The organism is Pseudomonas sp. P8_241 (genome assembly GCF_034008315.1).
GTDB lineage: Bacteria > Pseudomonadota > Gammaproteobacteria > Pseudomonadales > Pseudomonadaceae > Aquipseudomonas.
Genome location: NZ_CP125377.1, coordinates 6190884 through 6208515 on the forward strand (window position 1 = coordinate 6190884; position 17632 = coordinate 6208515).

A 17632-nucleotide genomic window follows, 5' to 3' on the forward strand; every position below is an offset into this window, starting at 1 on the left:
AATGTTGTTTTTGTTGTTCGAAGCCTTAAGTCGGGTGATTTAAGAGTGGCGACTTCCCTCCTCACGCATCAGCGCCTGCAAGGTATCGAGCCGGGCACCGTCGTAGGCAATCACGGTGCCCTGCTCGAACACCCGGCGCGCCAGCCCGGTCAACACCGCACCGGGCGGCAGTTCGATCTGTAAACGTACACCGCGCTCGTAAGCGCTTTGTACCGTGCCGCGCCAATCGACGATGCGGCACATGTTGAAGGCCAGGTCGTCACGCAAGGCTTCGGGCTTGATCAGCGGTCGCGCGCGACTGCCGCTCAGGTAGCCGATTTTTGGGGTGTGCAGCGACACCTGAGCAAAGGATTGGGCCAACCGTTGTGCGGGCGCCTCAAGCAATGGGCAGTGGGACGGCACGCTCACTGCCAGACGTTTGGCCAGGCCAGCCCCGCAACCTTTCGCTAACTCGGCCAGCGCTTTCATCGCCGCGTCGCTACCGGCAATCACCAGCTGGTTATCGGCGTTGATATTGGCCAGATAAACCGGCATTTGCGCGCTGTGCACCCGGGCCAGCAACCCTTCCACGGCGGCCAGGTCCAGACCGATGATTGCGGTCATGCCGTAGCCCTGTGGATAAGCCTGCTGCATCAACTCACCGCGCAGGCTAACCAGATGCAACGCATCGCTGAAACCCAGGGCACCGGCCACCACCGCTGCCGGGTAAGCGCCGATCGACAAGCCGGCCACGTAGTCCGGGGCCATGGCCAACTGGCGTGAAGCGGCGACACCGGCGATCAGCAGGCAAAGCTGCACCGCCCTCGTCGACCGCAACGCCTCGGCAGAGTCCAGCTGCGTCACATCTTCACCGAGCAGGTCGCTTGCCTCGTTCAACGTTTCCCGAGGCAAACGCGCGAGCATGCCGGGTTGTTGCGCGCCCTGGCCGGGGAACACCAGCAAGCTGCTCATGCTGCTTGCTCCTGAGGATTCCACGGATCAGTCACCAGCGTGGCTTGAGTGGCACTTTTCAGCAGGACCCGCGACGAAGTGCCGGCCCATTCGCGCAAGGCAACGGCGCCCGACGGTGTCTGCAATTGCAGGTCAACGCGGCACAAGACGGCATCAAGAACGGCCACCAACGCCTGGGCGTCGCGACGACTCAACGGACTCGGTGTACGCAGGATCAGGTCGAGGTCGCTGCCCTCGTGCAAAGCGGCAAATCCACTGGCCAACTCGAACCCGGCGCTGCCGCTGACACCCCAGACCCAACCACTGTCATCGAGGTGCGAGCGCAGTTGCGCCAAGGCCCGCAGCGCCGGGAAATCGCGCTGGCCTTGAACATGGCACAGCTCTTCAGGCCGCACCCGCCGCGTAAGGGAAGAGACTTGCATCAACGCGGCAAATCGCTGTTCGCGCAACGGACCGCGCACGCCCACAGCCACCTGCCCCGCCGCGCTCAAGGCGCGACGGACCACCACCGGCTGACCGGCACTGATCGACTCGATCACCCAGGCAGGCGCATCCACAGGCAACTGCTGCGGGGTCATGCCCCACAGCAGGTCGTGAGCCAATAGCGTGCTCACCACTGAGCTCTCAGCAATTGGCGAACCTTGCTCGACGCCGCCCGGTTGGCGGCCCCCAGACGACCGCTCAGATCACGGTCACCAGCAGCCACATCGCCAATCGCCTGATACAGGCACTCGGTCACCCGCGCCAGATCCGCTGCCGTCGGCTGCTCGATCTGTTCCACCGACAGGGTTTCCCACAGCAGCCCGAGGCTGGCATAGCTGTCGATGTCATAGGCCATCGGCGGCACGCTGGCCGCCAGGGCTTCGAGTTCTTCGACGCTGCGCAAGGTCACCCGCGCCGCCGATGCCTTGCCCATGGCGTGCACCATCACCCCCGGATCGCGCAGGGCGATCAAGCGATTGGCCTGATAGCCGTGGGCCAGAAACGCCCCGGACATTGCCTTGCCCACCAGCAAACCGATCACCGCATGACCCGCCAGACGGGCACGGGCATAACTGTCCGCCGCAGCGGCCAGTGCCTGATGAATGCCGAGGGCTTCTTCGCGTCGACCGTAGGCCTGGCTCGGCACGTCGACGATAGCGATCACGGCGCGCTTGTGTGTCCTGTTCTGATCGGCGGCGATGACTTCATCCACGGCCTTGGCCAGGCCCCAGCCTTCGAGCAAGCCCACCTCGCCGTTGCGTGCACGGACGAATCGGTTTTCCGGATCGACCACCACCGCAATGAAACGCACCGGCTGATTGCCCAGCGAACCGTCCGCGACCTTCAGCGAAGCGGGCAAACCTTCGACCGCTTTCGCCCCGGCGCTCAAGGCGTTGAACCAGTTCAAGCCTCGCAGGGAATACGAACTCATGGGCGTTCTCCTTGGTACAGATCGCGAACCACAGACGGCTCGATTTGCGGTTCGGCGTCCAGACGCGCCAACCGTTGCAGGAACAGCTCGACCTGTTGGCTACGGGGTTGCGCCGGCAAACCTTGCTGGAGTAACTCACCCACCTGCTGTCGGATCTGCGCCACGTCGTCGGCAACATAGCGGTCCACCAGGCCACTGGCGAAGCGCTGCTCGCCACCGGTCAGGCTCCAAATGAAAGGCCGGTCGCGGGAGTCGTATTCCTCAAGCCCGGCTTCCTGCTCGATCACCTGCGGGCCGTTCAGTCCGAGTCGCGCCTCCTGGGTCACCAACAGATAGCTGCACAACCCGGCGGCAATCGACATGCCACCAAAGCAACCGACACTGCCCGCCACCACACCGACCACGGGTTGATACCGCTGCAAATCGACAATCGCGGCGTGGATGTCGGCAATCGCCGCCAGGCCCAGATTGGCTTCCTGCAAGCGCACGCCGCCGGTTTCCAGCAGCAGCACGGCGCGGGTCGGGATGCCGTTGCGGTTGTCTTCGGCGGCCAGTTCCAGTGCGCCGGCAATTTTTGCTCCGCCGACTTCACCGAGGCTGCCGCCCTGGAACGCCCCTTCGATGGTCGCGATCACCACCGGCAAACCATCGAGATTGCCCTTGGCGATCACCACGCCGTCGTCGGCTTGCGGCACCACGCCCTGGCGCGACAACCACGGCGACATGATCCGCTGAAAGGGGTCGAGCAGTTCGCGGAACGTACCGGCGTCGAGCAACGCCTTGGCCCGTTGCCGCGCACCGAGTTCGACGAAGCTGAGCTTGTTGAGCAGGGATGCGCTGTCAGTCATGGCCGATCTCCTCGAAGCCTTGTTCCAGACGCAGACGCACCACACCGGGAGTCGCGCCGAAATCGTGGATATCGATGTCCATCGCCGGTGGCGTCTGGCCGTCGAACATCCGTGCGAACAGATGTTGCCAGCGTTGTTCACTGCCATTGACCGAGGTCTGTACGTTGATCGTTAGCTTGCCGGCCTGACCCGGTTCGATCAGCACTTCCAGATCACCCGAGCCGACACAGCCCACCAGGGTACGACCGCGTGGCGGCTGCCCGGCGGGGAATTCAAAGGATAAGGTTTCCATCAAAACGCTCCCTGAAGGATGCCGTCGCGCTCGATACGGTCGAGCAACAGAGTGGCGGCGAACAAGTCGGCGGCACCACCGGGCGAGGCATTCAATGCGATGAGTTGTTGATCCAGTTCATGCAGACGGCGACGGCCCGCGAGGCTGGCAGTGCCGCCCGCGTCGAGCACCGCTTGAGCGCCGGATTGCATGGTGTGCAGGCCTTCTTCCCCGGCGCGGTACAGCACGCAGGTGTCGGCCAGATTCGTCATGATCGCCAGCAGCGCATCGAGCCGGGCGTTCTGTTCCCCATAGCCGGCGGCGCGACTGCGCAGCAGTTGTGGCAGAGCCCGTTGAGTCACCGCCGGAAAACCCAGTTGCGCTTCTTCACGGGCGCCGCGAGCGCCGTAGCGTTGGGCGACTTGCGCACCGTGACTGAGCGGGCGTGGAGCAAAATGATCGTCGAGCAGGGCCAACCGCGCAGCCCGTAACGCCACGCTATTGGCGCTGCAGGATTGAGGCTCCAGCGCCGCGGCAGTGATCAACAAGCCCAAGGCCCAGATCGCCCCGCGGTGGGTGTTCACCCCGCCGGTGGTGTCGAGCATGGCTTGCTCGCCTTCGCGACCGATGCGACCCACGGCTTCGCGCAGGGGTAAGCCGATCTCGCCGCACTCGATGGCGGCTTCAGCCATTTCCTTAAAGGCCGACCACAAGGACAGCGCCGACGCGTGCATCAGCCCCAGGTGCAAATCGGTGTGGGCGCCATTGCCGCGACGGTCGACCAGTGCCGGTTTCGGCGACAGATCAGCTTCGTCGATCAGCGCGTCCACCGCCTGGTCCGCCAGCCATTCGGCCAGACTCAGGGTTTTGGGTTGCAGGTTAAGTGCGTGCATTACCAGCTCCTGAACTTGGCGGGCGGGTTATAGAGGCCACCGGACCACTCCACCAGATCGGCCACACTTTTTGCCGCGAGCAACTCGCGAGTGGCGTCGGTGCGGCGGATGCCGAGGTCTTCAGGCAAGGCGATCAGGCCTTCGCGGCGCATGCGCGCAGTGTCTTTGGGGTTGTGGCGCAGGCCGATGGTGGTCACCCCGGCGACGGCGGCGATCATCGCCTGGCGCTCTTCCAGTGAGCGCGCCTTGTACAGGTAGGCGATGCCTTCTTCGGTCAACAGGTGGGTCACGTCGTCGCCGTAGACCATGATCGGCGCCAACGGCATGCCGCTTTTCTTCGCCACATCGACCGCATCGAGGGTTTCGACGAAGGTCGGTTTGCCGCCCTCCTGGAAGGTCTCGACCATCTGCACCACGAGTTTCTTGCCGCGCTCGAGCATCGGTTCGGCCACATCGGTGTTGCGCATGTCGAGCCAGGCCGGAGTGCCGTGGCGGCGACCGCGCGGGTCGTGGCCCATGTTCGGTGCCCCGCCGAAACCGGCCAGGCGCCCGCGGGTAACGGTGGAGGAATGACCGTCGCCATCGACTTGCAAAGTCGCGCCGATGAACAGGTCCACGGCGTATTGCCCGGCCAGTTGGCTGAACATCCGATTGGAACGCAGGGAGCCGTCGCGCCCGGTAAAGAACACATCCGGCCGCGCCGCAATGTAGTTCTCCATCCCCAATTCGGTGCCGAAGCAATGCACGCTTTCGACCCAGCCACTTTCAATCGCCGGGATAAGTGTTGGGTGCGGGTTGAGGGTCCAGTTACGGCAGATCTTGCCTTTGAGGCCGAGGGATTCGCCGTAGGTCGGCAGGATCAGTTCGATGGCAGCGGTATTGAAACCGATGCCGTGATTAAGCGACTGCACGTTGTGTTTTTCGTAGATGCCACGAATCGCCATCATCGCCATCAGCACGTGCACGGGCTTGATGTGCCGAGGGTCGCGGGTGAACAGCGGTTCGATATAGAACGGCTTGTCGGCCACCACCACGAAGTCGACCCAGGAGGCGGGAATGTCCACACGCGGCAGGTCGCTGACGTCGTCCACCAGCTGATTGACCTGGACGATGACGATGCCGTCGCTGAAGGCCGCCGGTTCGATCAGCGCCGGGGTGTCTTCGGTGCTCGGCCCGGTGTAGATGTTGCCGGCGCGGTCGGCCATGAACCCGGCCGACAGCACAACGTTGGGAATCAGGTCCACCACCAGCCGTGCGTAGAGTTCGATGTAGGTGTGGATCGCGCCGATTTCCAGCAAGCCATCTTCAAGCAACTGGCTGATGCGCAGGCTTTGGGTACCCGCGAAAGAGAAGTCGAGCTTGCGGGCGATGCCACGCTCGAACAGGTCCAGGTGTTCGGAACGTCCGACGCTGGGCATGATCATGTGCAGGTCATGCAGCTTCTCGGGGTCGGCCTTGGCCAGGGAGCGGGAAAGGAAATCCGCCTGCTTCTGGTTGTTGCCTTCGAGCACCACGCGGTCACCGGGCAGAATCAGCGCTTCAAGCGCCGCGACGATGTTATCGGTGGGCAACACCACGCCGTCGGCAAGACCTCGCACCAGCTCGAGGCGTCGCTGCTTTTCGCTGCGCCGCCGCGTCCATCGCGAGTCGGGGGATATTGTTGTTGTCATGACCACTCCACGGGTTCGCTGTCGTGGAGCTACCTTAGGAGCGTTGGGTGGGGCGTATCAATCAAGCAGAGTGGAGGATCGTTACGCTCAGGTTAATGATCAATATGGGCGGCGTTCATGGCGGCCCCATCGCTGGCAAGCCAGCTCCTACAGGTATTTCGGTTGTACGCCAATGCCGAGTACATCCGATAACTCTGTAGGAGCAAGCTTGCTCGCGATCAGGCCAGCACTTTCAATACAAAAACCGCGATCAGCCGATCAACCCGGCATCCACCAGCAACGCCTCCAGCGCCAACAGATCCGGCACCTTGGCCACTTGATCCCCCACTTGCACTGCGGCCTGTTCCAGCGAACACAACGGCACATCCACGTAGCTCAATTGGCTGTCGAGCTTGTAGGAACGCGGAATTCCCTGCACCAGTAGCGCAATGAATTTCAACTCCGGACGGCCGCCCAGGGCATTCAGGATAACGATTCGTGCGCGCTCTCCAATCACGGTTTTCTGGCCGCACGCCGACTCGAAACTCAGCAGCGGAATCTGCCGGTCGCGCCACGTCACCAGCCCCAGGTACCACGGCGGCGTATCGAGGTCGAACGTCCCTGGCTGCTGGTAATCGATCAGCTCGGCGACAGCGACGTTGGGCAGGATAAGGTTGCGGTCCGCCAACGGCAGCAGCAGGCCGGTGAGGTTGCTGGTGCGATGCTCAAGCATGGGTCTTGCTCCACAAGGCGATGCTTTCGAGCAGCACCGACTCCTGGTACGGCTTGCCAAGGTAATCGTTGACGCCGATGGCCATGGCGCGGTCGCGATGCTTCTGGCCGGTGCGGGAGGTGATCATGATGATCGGCAGGTGTCGCAGGCGTTCGTCATTGCGCACCTGGGTCGCGACTTCGAAGCCGTCCATGCGTGGCATCTCGATGTCGAGCAACATCAGGTCCGGCATATGCTCTTCAAGCAGCAGCATGGCGTCGACGCCATCCTTGGCGGTCAACACATTCATGCCATGGCGTTCAAGCAGACGACTGGTGACCTTGCGCACCGTGACCGAGTCGTCGACCACCATCACCAGCAAAGGCCGCTGCGGCTCGGCCTCGATTTCGTGGCCCGCCGGACGTTGCGGCACATGGGCTTGCAAGGCGCGGATCGGCGCCAGTAAATCGAGAATCAGCACCACCCGACCATCGCCGAGAATCGTGGCGCCAGACACGCCTTGCACCGCTGAAAATTGCGGCCCCAGGCTCTTGACCACGATTTCGCGAGTGCCGGCCATCGTATCCACTTGCACCGCGATGTGGCGTTCGTTGCTCTGCATCAGCAATACCGGCAGCGGCAGGCTTTGGCCCAACAGCTTCGGGCGCAGGCTGGTTTTCAACAACTCGCCCAGATAAACCAACTCATAACGCTGACCAGCGTACTCGTAAGTCGGCGGATCGAGTCGGTAATGGCCTTCGAGTTCATTGGGCAGCACGCGGACGATGCCGTCGATGGTATTGAGTGGAATCGCATATTGGTCATCAAAGCATTGCACCATCAGCGCCCGGTTGACGGACACGGTAAAAGGCAGGCGAATGCGAAAATGCACGCCCTGCCCCGGTACCGAGTCGATACTCATGGTGCCGCCCAGCTGCCGCACCTCTTCGTGCACCACGTCCATGCCGACGCCGCGCCCGGAGATCTGGGTGATTTTTTCGGCGGTGGAAAACCCCGGCTGCAGGATGAATTGCAACACGTCGTGATCGCTGATGACGCTGTCCGGTGCGAGCAGGCCGCGCTTGATCGCCTTGCGCCGCACCGCTTCGAGCGGCACACCGGCACCGTCATCGCGGATGTCGAAAATGATGTCGCCACCCTCGCGCAGCAAATCGAGGGTGATCTTGCCCTTGGCCGGTTTCCCCGCCGCCAGCCGAGCCTCGGCGGACTCCAGGCCATGGTCGACGGCGTTGCGCAACATATGCTCCAACGGCGCCGCCATGCGTTCAAGCACGTTGCGATCCATCTCGCCTTCGGCGTTATCGACGATGAAATCTACATCCTTGCCCAACTCGCCGGCCACCTGACGGACGATGCGCTGCAAGCGCGGCAGCATGCGCTCGAACGGCACCATGCGCGTGCGCATCAGGCCTTCCTGCAGTTCCGTGTTGATGCGGCCCTGTTGCTGCAGCAGGTTTTGCGCGTCCTGATTGCGCCGATCGAGGGTTTCCTTGAGGTCGAGCAAGTCGGACGCGGATTCGAACAGCGCGCGGGACAGTTGCTGCAACTGCGAATGGCGGTCCATTTCCAGCGGATCGAAGTCTTCGTAGCCCTGGCGCTCGGCGTCGACTTGCTGACGGCTGAGAATCCGCCCCTGGGTTTCGGTGTCGAGTCGGCGCAACTGGTCGCGCATCCGCTCGATGGTGGTTTCCATCTCGTTCAGCGCGACCTGCGCATCGCTGACCTGTTGCTCGATCCGGCCACGGAAGATCGACGTTTCGCCCGCCAGGTTGACCAGATCGTCAAGCAACTCCGCCGAAACCTTGACCATGTCCGCGCCGGCGTCCTGTTGTGGTGCCAGCGGTTCAGGTTTTGCTGTGGCGGGAGTCGGTGCCGGCGCTTGCGGCACGGCCGGGTGGCTGAAGTTCTGAATCGCATCGATCAAGCGATCCGCCGGCGGCATTTGTTCGCCAGCGCGGGCGGCGTCGAGCATTTGTGCAAGTCGGTCGTGGCTGCGCTGCAACAGCGCAAATAACGGCGCGGTGGGTTGCAATACACCGGAGGACAAGCCTTCGTAGAGAAACTCCAGCTCATGGGCCAAATCACCAATCGCGGCGATTTCCACCATCCGCGCACCACCCTTGAGGGTGTGCAGGTCGCGCAACAGGGTCTCCACTTCCTGACGGTTTGAAGGCTGTGCCTGCCAACGGGTCAAGGCGGCGCCAGAGCTTTCGATGATGTCGAAACCTTCCTCCAGGAAGATCTCCAGCAGCTCGCTGTCGTGATGGGCCGAGTCATTACTGACCACCGGCTCGATCACATCGGCATGGCCCGCGTGACCCTGGCGCAACGCACGGATCGCTTCGATCAGCTCGCTCGGATCGCCGAGGGATTGGTGCTGTTGCAACTGCTCAAGCAAATGCGCCAAACGATCATGGCTCTGCTGCAACAAAGTGGCGAGCCCGTCGCTGTAGCTGTAACGGCGATCCGCCAGGCCTTCGTACAGGCATTCCAGTTCATAGGCCAGATCACCGACCGGCCCGACTTCGGCCATGCGCGCCCCGCCCTTGAGGGTGTGAAGATCCCGTTGCAAAGAGGACAGTGGCGCGGCGTTGTCCGGATCACGCAGCCAGCGTTCCAAGGCCTGGCCAGCGCTTTCGAGAATATCCACCGCCTCTTCGAGGAAGATCTCGACGATTTCATCGTCCAGCCCGGCCGCTCGGTCCTCGGCAGGAGCTGGCTTGCCAGCGAAGAACTCACCGGCACCGCGTTTTTCCAATGAAAACGCGACATCGCTGACGTCCATCGCTGGCAAGCCGGCTCCTGCATTGGAACGTGCCAGATCCGCTGTAGCGTCGCCCAATTCGCGGATGCTCAGGGTGCGGCTGCCGTCGCTGCGAATAAGGCCCATGGCCGACGGATCGAGGCTCTCGTCGAGCAACTCGCGCAAGGCCCTGACCCGCTGCGGTTGCGCACTGACCTCCTGGCCGGCAGCCAGTTCGTCGAGCATGTTGATCAGTGCCTCGTGAGCACCCTGCGCTTCATGGAAAAACCGTTCGCTGACCGCCAGGCTGCTTTCTTCCACCGCGCCGTAGAGGTCGAGCAAGGCTTCGCACAGCTCATCCACCGGTTGCAGGTCGGCCAGGTGGGCGCCTTCACCAAGGGTGGTCAATTCGTCCAGCAGCGCGCTGAGTTCCTGACGCTCACCGGGATGTTGCTGCCAGCCCTGCAACAGGCTTTCGGCGTCCAGAAGAATGTCCATGCCCTGGGCGAGGAAGTTGTTGATCAACTGTGGATCGCGCTTGAGGCGCAACCCGGCGTTCGGCGTATTCAGGTGGGTTTGCAGACGCTCGGCCAGCAGCGCCCGAGCCCGCTCGACGACGCGCTGTGCTCCGGGGATTACCGCCAGCGGATCGCTCTTGAGTTGGCGCAGACCCAGATGAAACAAGCCTTCGGCTTCCAGCAGCAGTTCGACTTCGTCCAGGTCCAGGGCAATCAGGTGCGCCTTGTACTCCCTGGCCAGCTGATCCAGCGGCGTTGCCAGTTCGGCAATCGGCAAGACACCTGCCACGGAGGCGCTGCCCTTGAGGGTGTGCAGAGCGCGCTGCAACTCGTCGCTGGCCTGTAACGGTACTTGCTCGGCGGCCTGATCGAGGAAACGGTCAAGACTGCCCAAATGAGTCTCGGCTTCCTTGCGAAAGATCTCCAGTAACAACGGATCGAGTGCCGCCACGTCTTGCGTGTCCTCGTCGGACACCGACTCATCGCTCTTGGCCAATGCATGGGCGCGAGCGGCCAACTGATCAACGTCGTTGCGCTGGCGCTGGGTGTTCGCCGCGTATTCGGCCACCAGTTCCGGCAACAGATTCAGCACATCGCCGATCAGCTGATGCACGGTGGCGCCCGGCTCAACGCTATGCTCCAGCACGCGATTGAGCAGGTTTTCCACAGCCCAGGCCAGTTCGCCAAGCACCAGCGCGCGCACCATCCGGCCGCTGCCCTTGAGCGTATGAAAGGCACGACGCAGTTCACTGAGGGCCGCACGGTTGTCAGGATTGATCGACCAGCGCGGCAAGTATTCGCGAAGGATGTCCAGGACTTCCGCGGTTTCCTCCAGAAAGACTTCCCGTAACTCCTCATCTACCGGCTCTTCACCGGCCGGTGGCGGCAATAGACTGCCCGGCGTATTCAGCGCGGGAGGGTTCAGCGCCGATACCGGGCTGGCGAGCACGTCGGCCAGGGTCTGGACGAGCTGCGGATCAGCCAGTTCCTGCATCGATTGCATGTCCTGCGCCTCACTGAGGCTCAGCACATCATCAAGCAACGGCACCTGCTGTTCGTTGGGGACAAAACCGAGGGATGCCAGGCCTTTTTCCGCGACGTCGAGCACCGCTTCGCCCGGCGCCTCGGGGTCATCACTGAGGCGCTCAAGGTAATACTCGATGCTGGTGATCACGTCAGCCAGGTTATCCAGTTCCTGCCAACCCGGCTGACCCGGCTCCAACAGCAAATGCTCGCGAATGAAGTGATTGCACGTCTCGACCAGACTCGCCGCGCGGCTCAGCGGAATTATCGCCAACGCGCCACGCACTTGAGTCAGCAAGGCCGGCAATGCCTGCAAATGTTGGCGATCCCAGTCCGCATCGATGTAGTCGACAATCATGTCCTTGGCCTGCTGCAAACAGATACGGGCCTCCTTGATCACGATCTGGTGGATCTGCGTCAGGTCGGTGGTCGGCAGGCGACTGTCTTCCTGACTCTCGGGCTCCACAGTGCCGACCATGCCGGCCAGCGTCGCCTCGACATACAGCAGGGCTCCGGCGACGTCCATGAGGATCGCATCATCCGGCGCACGCAGGCCCTGGGCGAGGCTCAACACCACCGCCAGTTGATCGATGATGACCTTGCGCGGCTGACCAAAGCCCAGCACCGCCAAGGTATCGGCAATTTGCCGCAAGGGCGCCAGCAGGCTGTCGAGATCGGACGTGTGCTGGCGGTCGCTGCGCACGAACAGGTCAAGGCGTTCCTTGACCCGCACCAGTTCTTCACAGAGCGCGGCCAGCACCGAGCGCATGGCGTCACGGTCAGGACCGGCCAGCCGTGCGCGTTCTTCATCGACCATCGCGCTGTCGGGTAGTGCGTCGTCCAGTGAGTAGCGTTCTTTCATGGTCAGCATCTGCCCGGTGGGAAATTCGGCCTTGGCAATGTAAAAGAGCAAGCTTTTGAGCAACTCCGGCGGTGCCGGCTGATTGATGCCGCGCATACCCTGATCGAGCAGGCGCTTGAGCTCCTTGTCGGCGTCCTTGAACAGACTGCGCAGGGCCGGGCTGTTGGCGATCACGCCGCCCCGCATGCCTTCGACCAGTGCCGAAGCCACCTGCCACAACGGGCTCAAGGGGGCGTCGCCGGACAATCCTTCGAGGCGGGCGAAGACCTTGGCCAGGCAATCGAGGTTGCTCTCGCTGTCTTGCTCACGCAAAAAACCCACCAGTGCCATCTGCAGCAGCTGCCGCAGCTTGCGCACCACACTGGGGAAATCCGCCGGCTCGAGCTGTGCCAGCACCTCAGCCGTCAGCGACGGCAAGTCAGGCAGCTGCGGACTGAACAGGCTGGTTTCCGACAACCGTTTTTCACCACGGGCGCTGCGCAGGTCGTTGATCAGCGGTAGCACTACCAGCGGTAGATCGCGGCGCGCGCCTTGCACCCGATCCAGATAAATCGGCAGTTGCCCCAAAGCCTGCATCAACAGGTGCAATGCCTCGTCACGATGGCTGACGCGATTGTCCCGCAAGGCCAGGGCCAGTTGCTCCATCTCTTCGGCGAGCAAGGCCGCGCCGTAGAACTCGACCATCTGCAAACTGCCGTGAACCTGATGGATGCATGAAAGGCTTGCATCCAGCACGTGCGTCGCCTGCGGGTCATCGAGCACGGTTTCGATCGCGCGATGAGCCTGCTTCAGCGTTTCGGCAATCTCGCCTTTGACCCACTCGAGGGCCACATAGTCGTGCCGATCACCCATAACCACTCCAATCACAATTCAGTTACCCATGGGCGGTTCAAGCTTTGTCCACAACCTGCGCCTTGGCAGCGGGCAAGGTGAAACCGGACACCGACCGGCGTAACTGGCTGGCCATTTTCGCCAGGTTACCGATGCTCTCGGCGGTGGCGGAGGAACCAGACGACGTTTGTGTAGTGATCTGCTGGATCACGTTCATCGTCAGGGAAATCTGCCCGGCCGAGGATGTCTGCTGCTGTGCCGCATTGGAAATGCTCTGGATCAGCGCCGCCAGGGTCTTGGAGACACCTTCGATTTCTTCAAGGGCCACCCCGGCATCCTGCGCCAGACGCGCGCCGCGCACCACCTCGGTAGTGGTCTGTTCCATGGAGATGACCGCTTCGTTGGTGTCGGTCTGGATCGCCCGCACCAGGGTTTCGATCTGCCGGGTTGCGGCCGATGAACGCTCGGCCAGGCGCTGCACTTCATCGGCGACCACGGCAAAACCGCGCCCCGCATCACCCGCCATGGAAGCCTGAATAGCGGCATTAAGCGCAAGTATGTTGGTTTGATCGGCGATGTCATCGATCAGGCTGACAATGTCGCCGATTTCCTGTGAGGACTCACCCAGTCGCTTGATCCGCTTGGCCGTGTCCTGGATCTGTTCACGAATGTTATCCATGCCGTGGATGGTGTTGTGCACCACCTCGTTACCCTTGTTGGCGATTTCCACGGAGCGCTCCGCCACCGCCGAGGATTCAGCGGCGTTGGCCGACACCTGGTCGATGGATTCGGCCATGTCGTTGATCGCCGTGGACGCTTCGGAAATCTGCTGGGCCTGATGCTCCGAGGCCTGGGCCAGGTGCATGGCGGTGGCCTGGGTTTCCTGCACAGCGGCGGCGACCTGGCCGGCCGTGAGATTGATGGTCGCCACCAGGTCGCGCAACTGGTCCACCGAATAGTTGATCGAGTCGGCGATGGTGCCTGTGAAGTCTTCCGTCACCGAGGCTGTCACCGTCAGGTCGCCGTCGGCGAGATCTTCGATTTCATCGAGCAGGCGCATGATCGCGTTCTGGTTGCGCTCGTTTTTTTCAGCGGTTTCGCGCAGTTGGCGATTGGTTTCACGAACCATCACCAGACCGATGAGGATGATCGACATCAATGCCGCCAGGCCCAGGACATAACCGCCGATGGTGTCGGTGTCGCGTCCGCCGGCAAGGTTTTCGAAACGGTTGGCCAATTGCGAGGCTTCGTCGAGCAGGGTTTGTGACAGACCGAAAATATTGGTTGCCGCCTCTCGGACCTTGAACAGCTCCGGCGAGGTTTCGAGGATTTCATCCACCGAGCCCGAGACGAATTCGAAGAGTTCGGAAATCTCCAGGAGCCGCGCACGGGCATCGCGGTCTTCCACCTGGCTGACCTTGAGCGCCGGATCACCTTGAAGCATGCCGTTGAGCACTTTGCCGAACTGCGCGGCGTCGCGGCCGAAGACGTCCGCGGCCTGTTGCGAGCTTTCGTCGCCGGACAACACGGTGTTCACCGCGCCGAGAATCCGCTCGGCCAGTAACGACTGACGCTGGGCCAGCGCCACCTGCGTGGCGGGTGCTCCACGCTGCAGGAGTGTCTCGACGACTTTTTCGTACTCGACCTGCAATTGCGGCACGGTTTCGGCCAGGGTCGCTGCGACTTGATGCAGAGACAGCACGGTCTGTTCGCTGGAAAGAATCGCGTCGGTGTTTTTCAGCAGCCGATCCCAGTCCTGCTGCACGGTTCGCATTTCCGGGCGTACGACGGACGGTGCCGCAGGCAAGCCGGTGGACGGATCGCCCTTCTTCAGATAACCCCAGCGCTGGGCGAAATCGTTGCGCGCGTCGCTGAGCAGCTTGAATGCCGCAGCCTTGCCAGCGGCAGCCTCGGTGGCATTCTTGGCGATACGCTGGGACAACACGCGCAGCTCGCCCGCATGACCGATGTACTGTTTATCGTAGGTGGCCTGGGTATTGAGGTAAGCGAAGTTGGCGAACAGCAGCATGATGAAGATGATCAGCGCGATGAACAGCACGATAATCTGCGACCGGCTGCGCGACCCTTCCATTGGTTTGCCTGCTTTTGCTTTTGTCATCGGTACTCGCCTGTTAACCCACACTTGCGCAGCTTGCCGAAATCCCTGTAGGGGTCGCAGCTACAACGCGACGTTCATGAATCCCTGGGACCGCGCCAACGCAAACGGGCTGAACACCTGCCAGCATTGCTCACGCTGGAAACGTCCTTTGACAAACGTCGACATCGGCCCTTGCAAATCATCCGCCGAAACCGGCTCCAGGCTGTCCTGGGCGAAGTGCTGGAGGCCGAAGACTTCATCGACCATCAGCCCGGCAAACACGTCGTCATGCTCCACCACCAACACCCGACGCTGCCCGCGCATTGCCGACACCTCGTGCCCGAAGAAGCCGCCCAGATCCATGATCGGCAGCAAACGTCCACGCAAATTGGCAACACCCTTGACCCAGGGTTTGACGCCCGGCACTTGAGTGACACGCGGTTCGTGCAACACCTCGCTGACTTCACTCATGGGCGCCACGTACCAGTGCTCGTCCAGGCGAAAACCGACGCCGCTCCAGCTGTCCCGTCGCGTCGGTTGGGACGGCAAGTCTGCCGCCAGTAAACGACAGCGTCGGTCGATCTGCAGCAGCAGTTCGAAAGCCGTCAGCGATCCGTTCATGGGCGCCCGATCAACCGGCCAGCACGTTGTTCAGGGTCTTGATCAGGGTTTCTTCATCGACCGGCTTGGTCAGGTAATCCTTGGCCCCCTGGCGTGTACCCCAGACTTTGTCGGTTTCCTGATCCTTGGTGGTGATGATGATCACCGGGATGTGCCCGGTGTCCGGGTCTTTGGTCAGCTGACGGGTCGCCTGAAAACCATTGAGGCCGGGCATGACGATGTCCATCAGGACCGCGTCGGGTTTTTCCTGACGTGCCAGAGCGACGCCGTCGGCACCGTTTTCCGCTTTCAACACTTCATGACCGTGCTTTTCCAGCATGCCGGTCAGTTTGTACATTTCGGTCGGCGAATCATCGACGATCAGAATACGTGCCATGGTCTTCCCCATTTTGGTCGACGCCGGACCCGTTGGCCGAGCATCACTGTGCATGTCCTACTACGGCAATATGGCGGCGAACCCAGGCACGTGGGCCTGGATCGCATCAAGCAATTCTTCCTTGCTGAATGGCTTGGTCAAAAACTGATCGGAGCCGACGATGCGCCCCTTGGCCTTGTCGAACAGCCCGTCCTTGGACGACAACATAATCACAGGCGTGGACTTGAACGCGCTGTTGTTCTTGATCAGGGCGCAAGTCTGGTAGCCATCCAGGCGCGGCATCATGATGTCGACAAAGATGATGCCGGGGTGGTTATCGACAATCTTGGCCAGGGCATCGAAACCGTCGATGGCCGTGATGACCTCACAACCCACATTCTTGAGCAGCGTTTCGGCGGTGCGACGAATCGTCTTCGAATCGTCGATCACCATGACCTTCAAGGCGTTGGGTTGCTGTTCCATAAAATGCTCTACCGTCGCCTTTGCGAAACAAATTGTCCGTTTGCCGGCTAACGCGGCTCGAAACCCTTGATACTCAAGGGCCAGTACCACTCGGCAGTCTTTTTAGCACAGTCTCCAGTGCCAATCTATCGGCCGACCCTCAAGGTGGTTTTTCCTTGACCGGGAACACACTCAGCGCCACTCTGACGCCACTTTTATACGGCACTGCTTCTATTAACTGTAGGAGCGAGCATGCTCGCGATGGACGTCAACGATGACGCGCGAAACCTGACACCCCGCGGGGTTCTTGAGTTCATCGCGAGCATGCTCGCTCCTACAGAAAAGCGGTTCTCGCTCCCCCAAATTTCGAGGAAAACCCAATGAGCGTTCGCGTCGGGATTGTCATGGACCCTATCGCCAGCATCTCCTATAAAAAGGATAGCTCGCTGGCCATGCTGCTGGCCGCGCAGAAGCGTGGCTGGGAACTGTTCTATATGGAGCAGCGCGACCTGTACCAGGGCGAAGGCCAGGCCCGGGCGCGTATGCGTCCGTTGCAGGTGTTCGCCAATCCGGAAAAATGGTTCGAACTGGGCACCGAAAGCGACGCGCTGCTGAGCGATCTGGACGTGATCCTGATGCGTAAGGATCCGCCGTTCGACATGGAGTTCGTTTACTCTACCTACTTGCTGGAGCAGGCCGAGCGCGCCGGCGTGCTGGTCGTCAACAAGCCGCAAAGCCTGCGTGACTGCAACGAGAAGCTGTTTGCCACGCTGTTCCCGCAATGCACGCCGCCGACCGTGGTCAGCCGCCGTGCCGATGTGCTGCGTGAATTCGCCGCCAAACACGGCGATGTGATCCTCAAGCCGCTGGACGGCATGGGCGGCACGTCGATCTTCCGTCATCGCGCCGGCGACCCGAACCTTTCGGTGATCCTCGAAACCCTGACCGCCCTCGGCGCCCAGCAAATCATGGGCCAGGCCTACCTGCCGGCGATCAAGGACGGCGACAAACGCATCCTGATGATCGACGGCGAGCCGGTGGATTACTGCCTGGCGCGAATTCCCGCGGCAGGCGAAACCCGTGGCAACCTGGCCGCCGGAGGCCGTGGCGAAGCGCGCCCGCTGACCGACAAGGATCGCTGGATCGCCGCGCAAGTTGGCCCGACGCTGCGTGAAAAAGGCCTGCTGTTCGTTGGCCTGGACGTGATCGGCGAGCACCTGACCGAGATCAACGTCACCAGCCCGACCTGCATTCGCGAGATTGATAACGCGTTTGGCACCGACATCGGCGGCATGCTGATGGATGCCATCGATCAGAAGCTCAAAGCGCGTTGATATAGAACAGCCGATGAAGAACCAAC

14 protein-coding genes are annotated in these 17632 nt (G+C 61.9%); 1 reads left to right on the top strand and 13 read right to left on the bottom strand.

From position 1 onward, the window contains the following. Positions 1–39 precede the first annotated feature (39 nt). The 13 genes from mdcH to pilG all read right to left on the bottom strand — a co-directional run bounded on the left by mdcH (position 40) and on the right by pilG (position 16293). Positions 40–951, bottom strand: coding sequence for a malonate decarboxylase subunit epsilon (gene mdcH, locus QMK58_RS27860; protein ID WP_320395682.1), 912 nt, complete (start codon positions 949–951; stop codon positions 40–42). Next, positions 948–1568, bottom strand: a complete 621-nt coding sequence (locus QMK58_RS27865; protein WP_053163242.1) for a malonate decarboxylase holo-ACP synthase — start codon at positions 1566–1568, stop codon at positions 948–950. Before QMK58_RS27865 ends, mdcH begins: the two co-directional genes overlap by 4 nt. Continuing rightward, positions 1562–2365, bottom strand: coding sequence for a biotin-independent malonate decarboxylase subunit gamma (mdcE, locus tag QMK58_RS27870; RefSeq protein WP_320395683.1), 804 nt, complete (start codon positions 2363–2365; stop codon positions 1562–1564). Before mdcE ends, QMK58_RS27865 begins: the two co-directional genes overlap by 7 nt. Continuing rightward, positions 2362–3213: a biotin-independent malonate decarboxylase subunit beta gene (locus QMK58_RS27875; protein ID WP_320395684.1), complete on the bottom strand. Its 852-nt coding sequence runs from the start codon at positions 3211–3213 to the stop codon at positions 2362–2364. Before QMK58_RS27875 ends, mdcE begins: the two co-directional genes overlap by 4 nt. Further along, complete coding sequence (locus tag QMK58_RS27880) at positions 3206–3505, bottom strand: malonate decarboxylase subunit delta (RefSeq protein ID WP_007975424.1); 300 nt, start codon at positions 3503–3505, stop codon at positions 3206–3208. The genes QMK58_RS27875 and QMK58_RS27880 overlap by 8 nt, the downstream gene beginning before the upstream one ends. Then, complete coding sequence (locus QMK58_RS27885) at positions 3505–4377, bottom strand: triphosphoribosyl-dephospho-CoA synthase (protein WP_320395685.1); 873 nt, start codon at positions 4375–4377, stop codon at positions 3505–3507. Before QMK58_RS27885 ends, QMK58_RS27880 begins: the two co-directional genes overlap by 1 nt. Then, on the bottom strand, positions 4377–6047 hold the full coding sequence (gene mdcA / locus QMK58_RS27890) for a malonate decarboxylase subunit alpha (protein WP_053163254.1): 1671 nt from the start codon (positions 6045–6047) through the stop codon (positions 4377–4379). Before mdcA ends, QMK58_RS27885 begins: the two co-directional genes overlap by 1 nt. A 250-nt stretch (positions 6048–6297) precedes the next feature. Continuing rightward, a complete protein-coding gene (locus QMK58_RS27895; protein ID WP_053163257.1) occupies positions 6298–6759 on the bottom strand; it encodes a chemotaxis protein CheW in 462 nt (153 codons plus the stop codon). Further along, positions 6752–12757: an Hpt domain-containing protein gene (locus QMK58_RS27900; RefSeq protein WP_320395686.1), complete on the bottom strand. Its 6006-nt coding sequence runs from the start codon at positions 12755–12757 to the stop codon at positions 6752–6754. The genes QMK58_RS27895 and QMK58_RS27900 overlap by 8 nt, the downstream gene beginning before the upstream one ends. A 37-nt stretch (positions 12758–12794) precedes the next feature. Further along, positions 12795–14855 (bottom strand): methyl-accepting chemotaxis protein, encoded by a 2061-nt coding sequence (locus tag QMK58_RS27905; protein WP_053163263.1) that lies wholly within the window; start codon positions 14853–14855, stop codon positions 12795–12797. A 60-nt stretch (positions 14856–14915) separates the two neighbouring features. Continuing rightward, complete coding sequence (locus tag QMK58_RS27910; protein WP_053163266.1) at positions 14916–15455, bottom strand: chemotaxis protein CheW; 540 nt, start codon at positions 15453–15455, stop codon at positions 14916–14918. A gap of 10 nt (positions 15456–15465) precedes the next feature. After that, the gene (gene pilH / locus QMK58_RS27915) at positions 15466–15831 is read right to left on the bottom strand and encodes a twitching motility response regulator PilH (RefSeq protein WP_027926574.1); all 366 of its coding nucleotides are present in this window, start codon (positions 15829–15831) and stop codon (positions 15466–15468) included. 60 nt (positions 15832–15891) lie between these two features. Next, positions 15892–16293, bottom strand: coding sequence for a twitching motility response regulator PilG (pilG, locus tag QMK58_RS27920; protein ID WP_053163269.1), 402 nt, complete (start codon positions 16291–16293; stop codon positions 15892–15894). Between the two features lie 359 nt (positions 16294–16652). Between pilG and gshB the strand changes: the two genes are divergently transcribed. Further along, complete coding sequence (gene gshB / locus QMK58_RS27925; protein ID WP_320395687.1) at positions 16653–17606, top strand: glutathione synthase; 954 nt, start codon at positions 16653–16655, stop codon at positions 17604–17606. Positions 17607–17632 lie beyond the last annotated feature (26 nt).

Coding starts and splice junctions, on each gene's coding strand:
- mdcA (WP_053163254.1), bottom strand. CDS start 6,047: ATGACAACAACAATATCCCCCGACTCGCGATGGACGCGGCGGCGCAGC.
- QMK58_RS27905 (WP_053163263.1), bottom strand. CDS start 14,855: ATGACAAAAGCAAAAGCAGGCAAACCAATGGAAGGGTCGCGCAGCCGG.
- gshB (WP_320395687.1), top strand. CDS start 16,653: ATGAGCGTTCGCGTCGGGATTGTCATGGACCCTATCGCCAGCATCTCC.
- pilG (WP_053163269.1), bottom strand. CDS start 16,293: ATGGAACAGCAACCCAACGCCTTGAAGGTCATGGTGATCGACGATTCG.
- QMK58_RS27900 (WP_320395686.1), bottom strand. CDS start 12,757: ATGGGTGATCGGCACGACTATGTGGCCCTCGAGTGGGTCAAAGGCGAG.
- QMK58_RS27895 (WP_053163257.1), bottom strand. CDS start 6,759: ATGCTTGAGCATCGCACCAGCAACCTCACCGGCCTGCTGCTGCCGTTG.
- QMK58_RS27880 (WP_007975424.1), bottom strand. CDS start 3,505: ATGGAAACCTTATCCTTTGAATTCCCCGCCGGGCAGCCGCCACGCGGT.
- mdcE (WP_320395683.1), bottom strand. CDS start 2,365: ATGAGTTCGTATTCCCTGCGAGGCTTGAACTGGTTCAACGCCTTGAGC.
- QMK58_RS27885 (WP_320395685.1), bottom strand. CDS start 4,377: ATGCACGCACTTAACCTGCAACCCAAAACCCTGAGTCTGGCCGAATGG.
- pilH (WP_027926574.1), bottom strand. CDS start 15,831: ATGGCACGTATTCTGATCGTCGATGATTCGCCGACCGAAATGTACAAA.
- QMK58_RS27875 (WP_320395684.1), bottom strand. CDS start 3,213: ATGACTGACAGCGCATCCCTGCTCAACAAGCTCAGCTTCGTCGAACTC.
- mdcH (WP_320395682.1), bottom strand. CDS start 951: ATGAGCAGCTTGCTGGTGTTCCCCGGCCAGGGCGCGCAACAACCCGGC.
- QMK58_RS27910 (WP_053163266.1), bottom strand. CDS start 15,455: ATGAACGGATCGCTGACGGCTTTCGAACTGCTGCTGCAGATCGACCGA.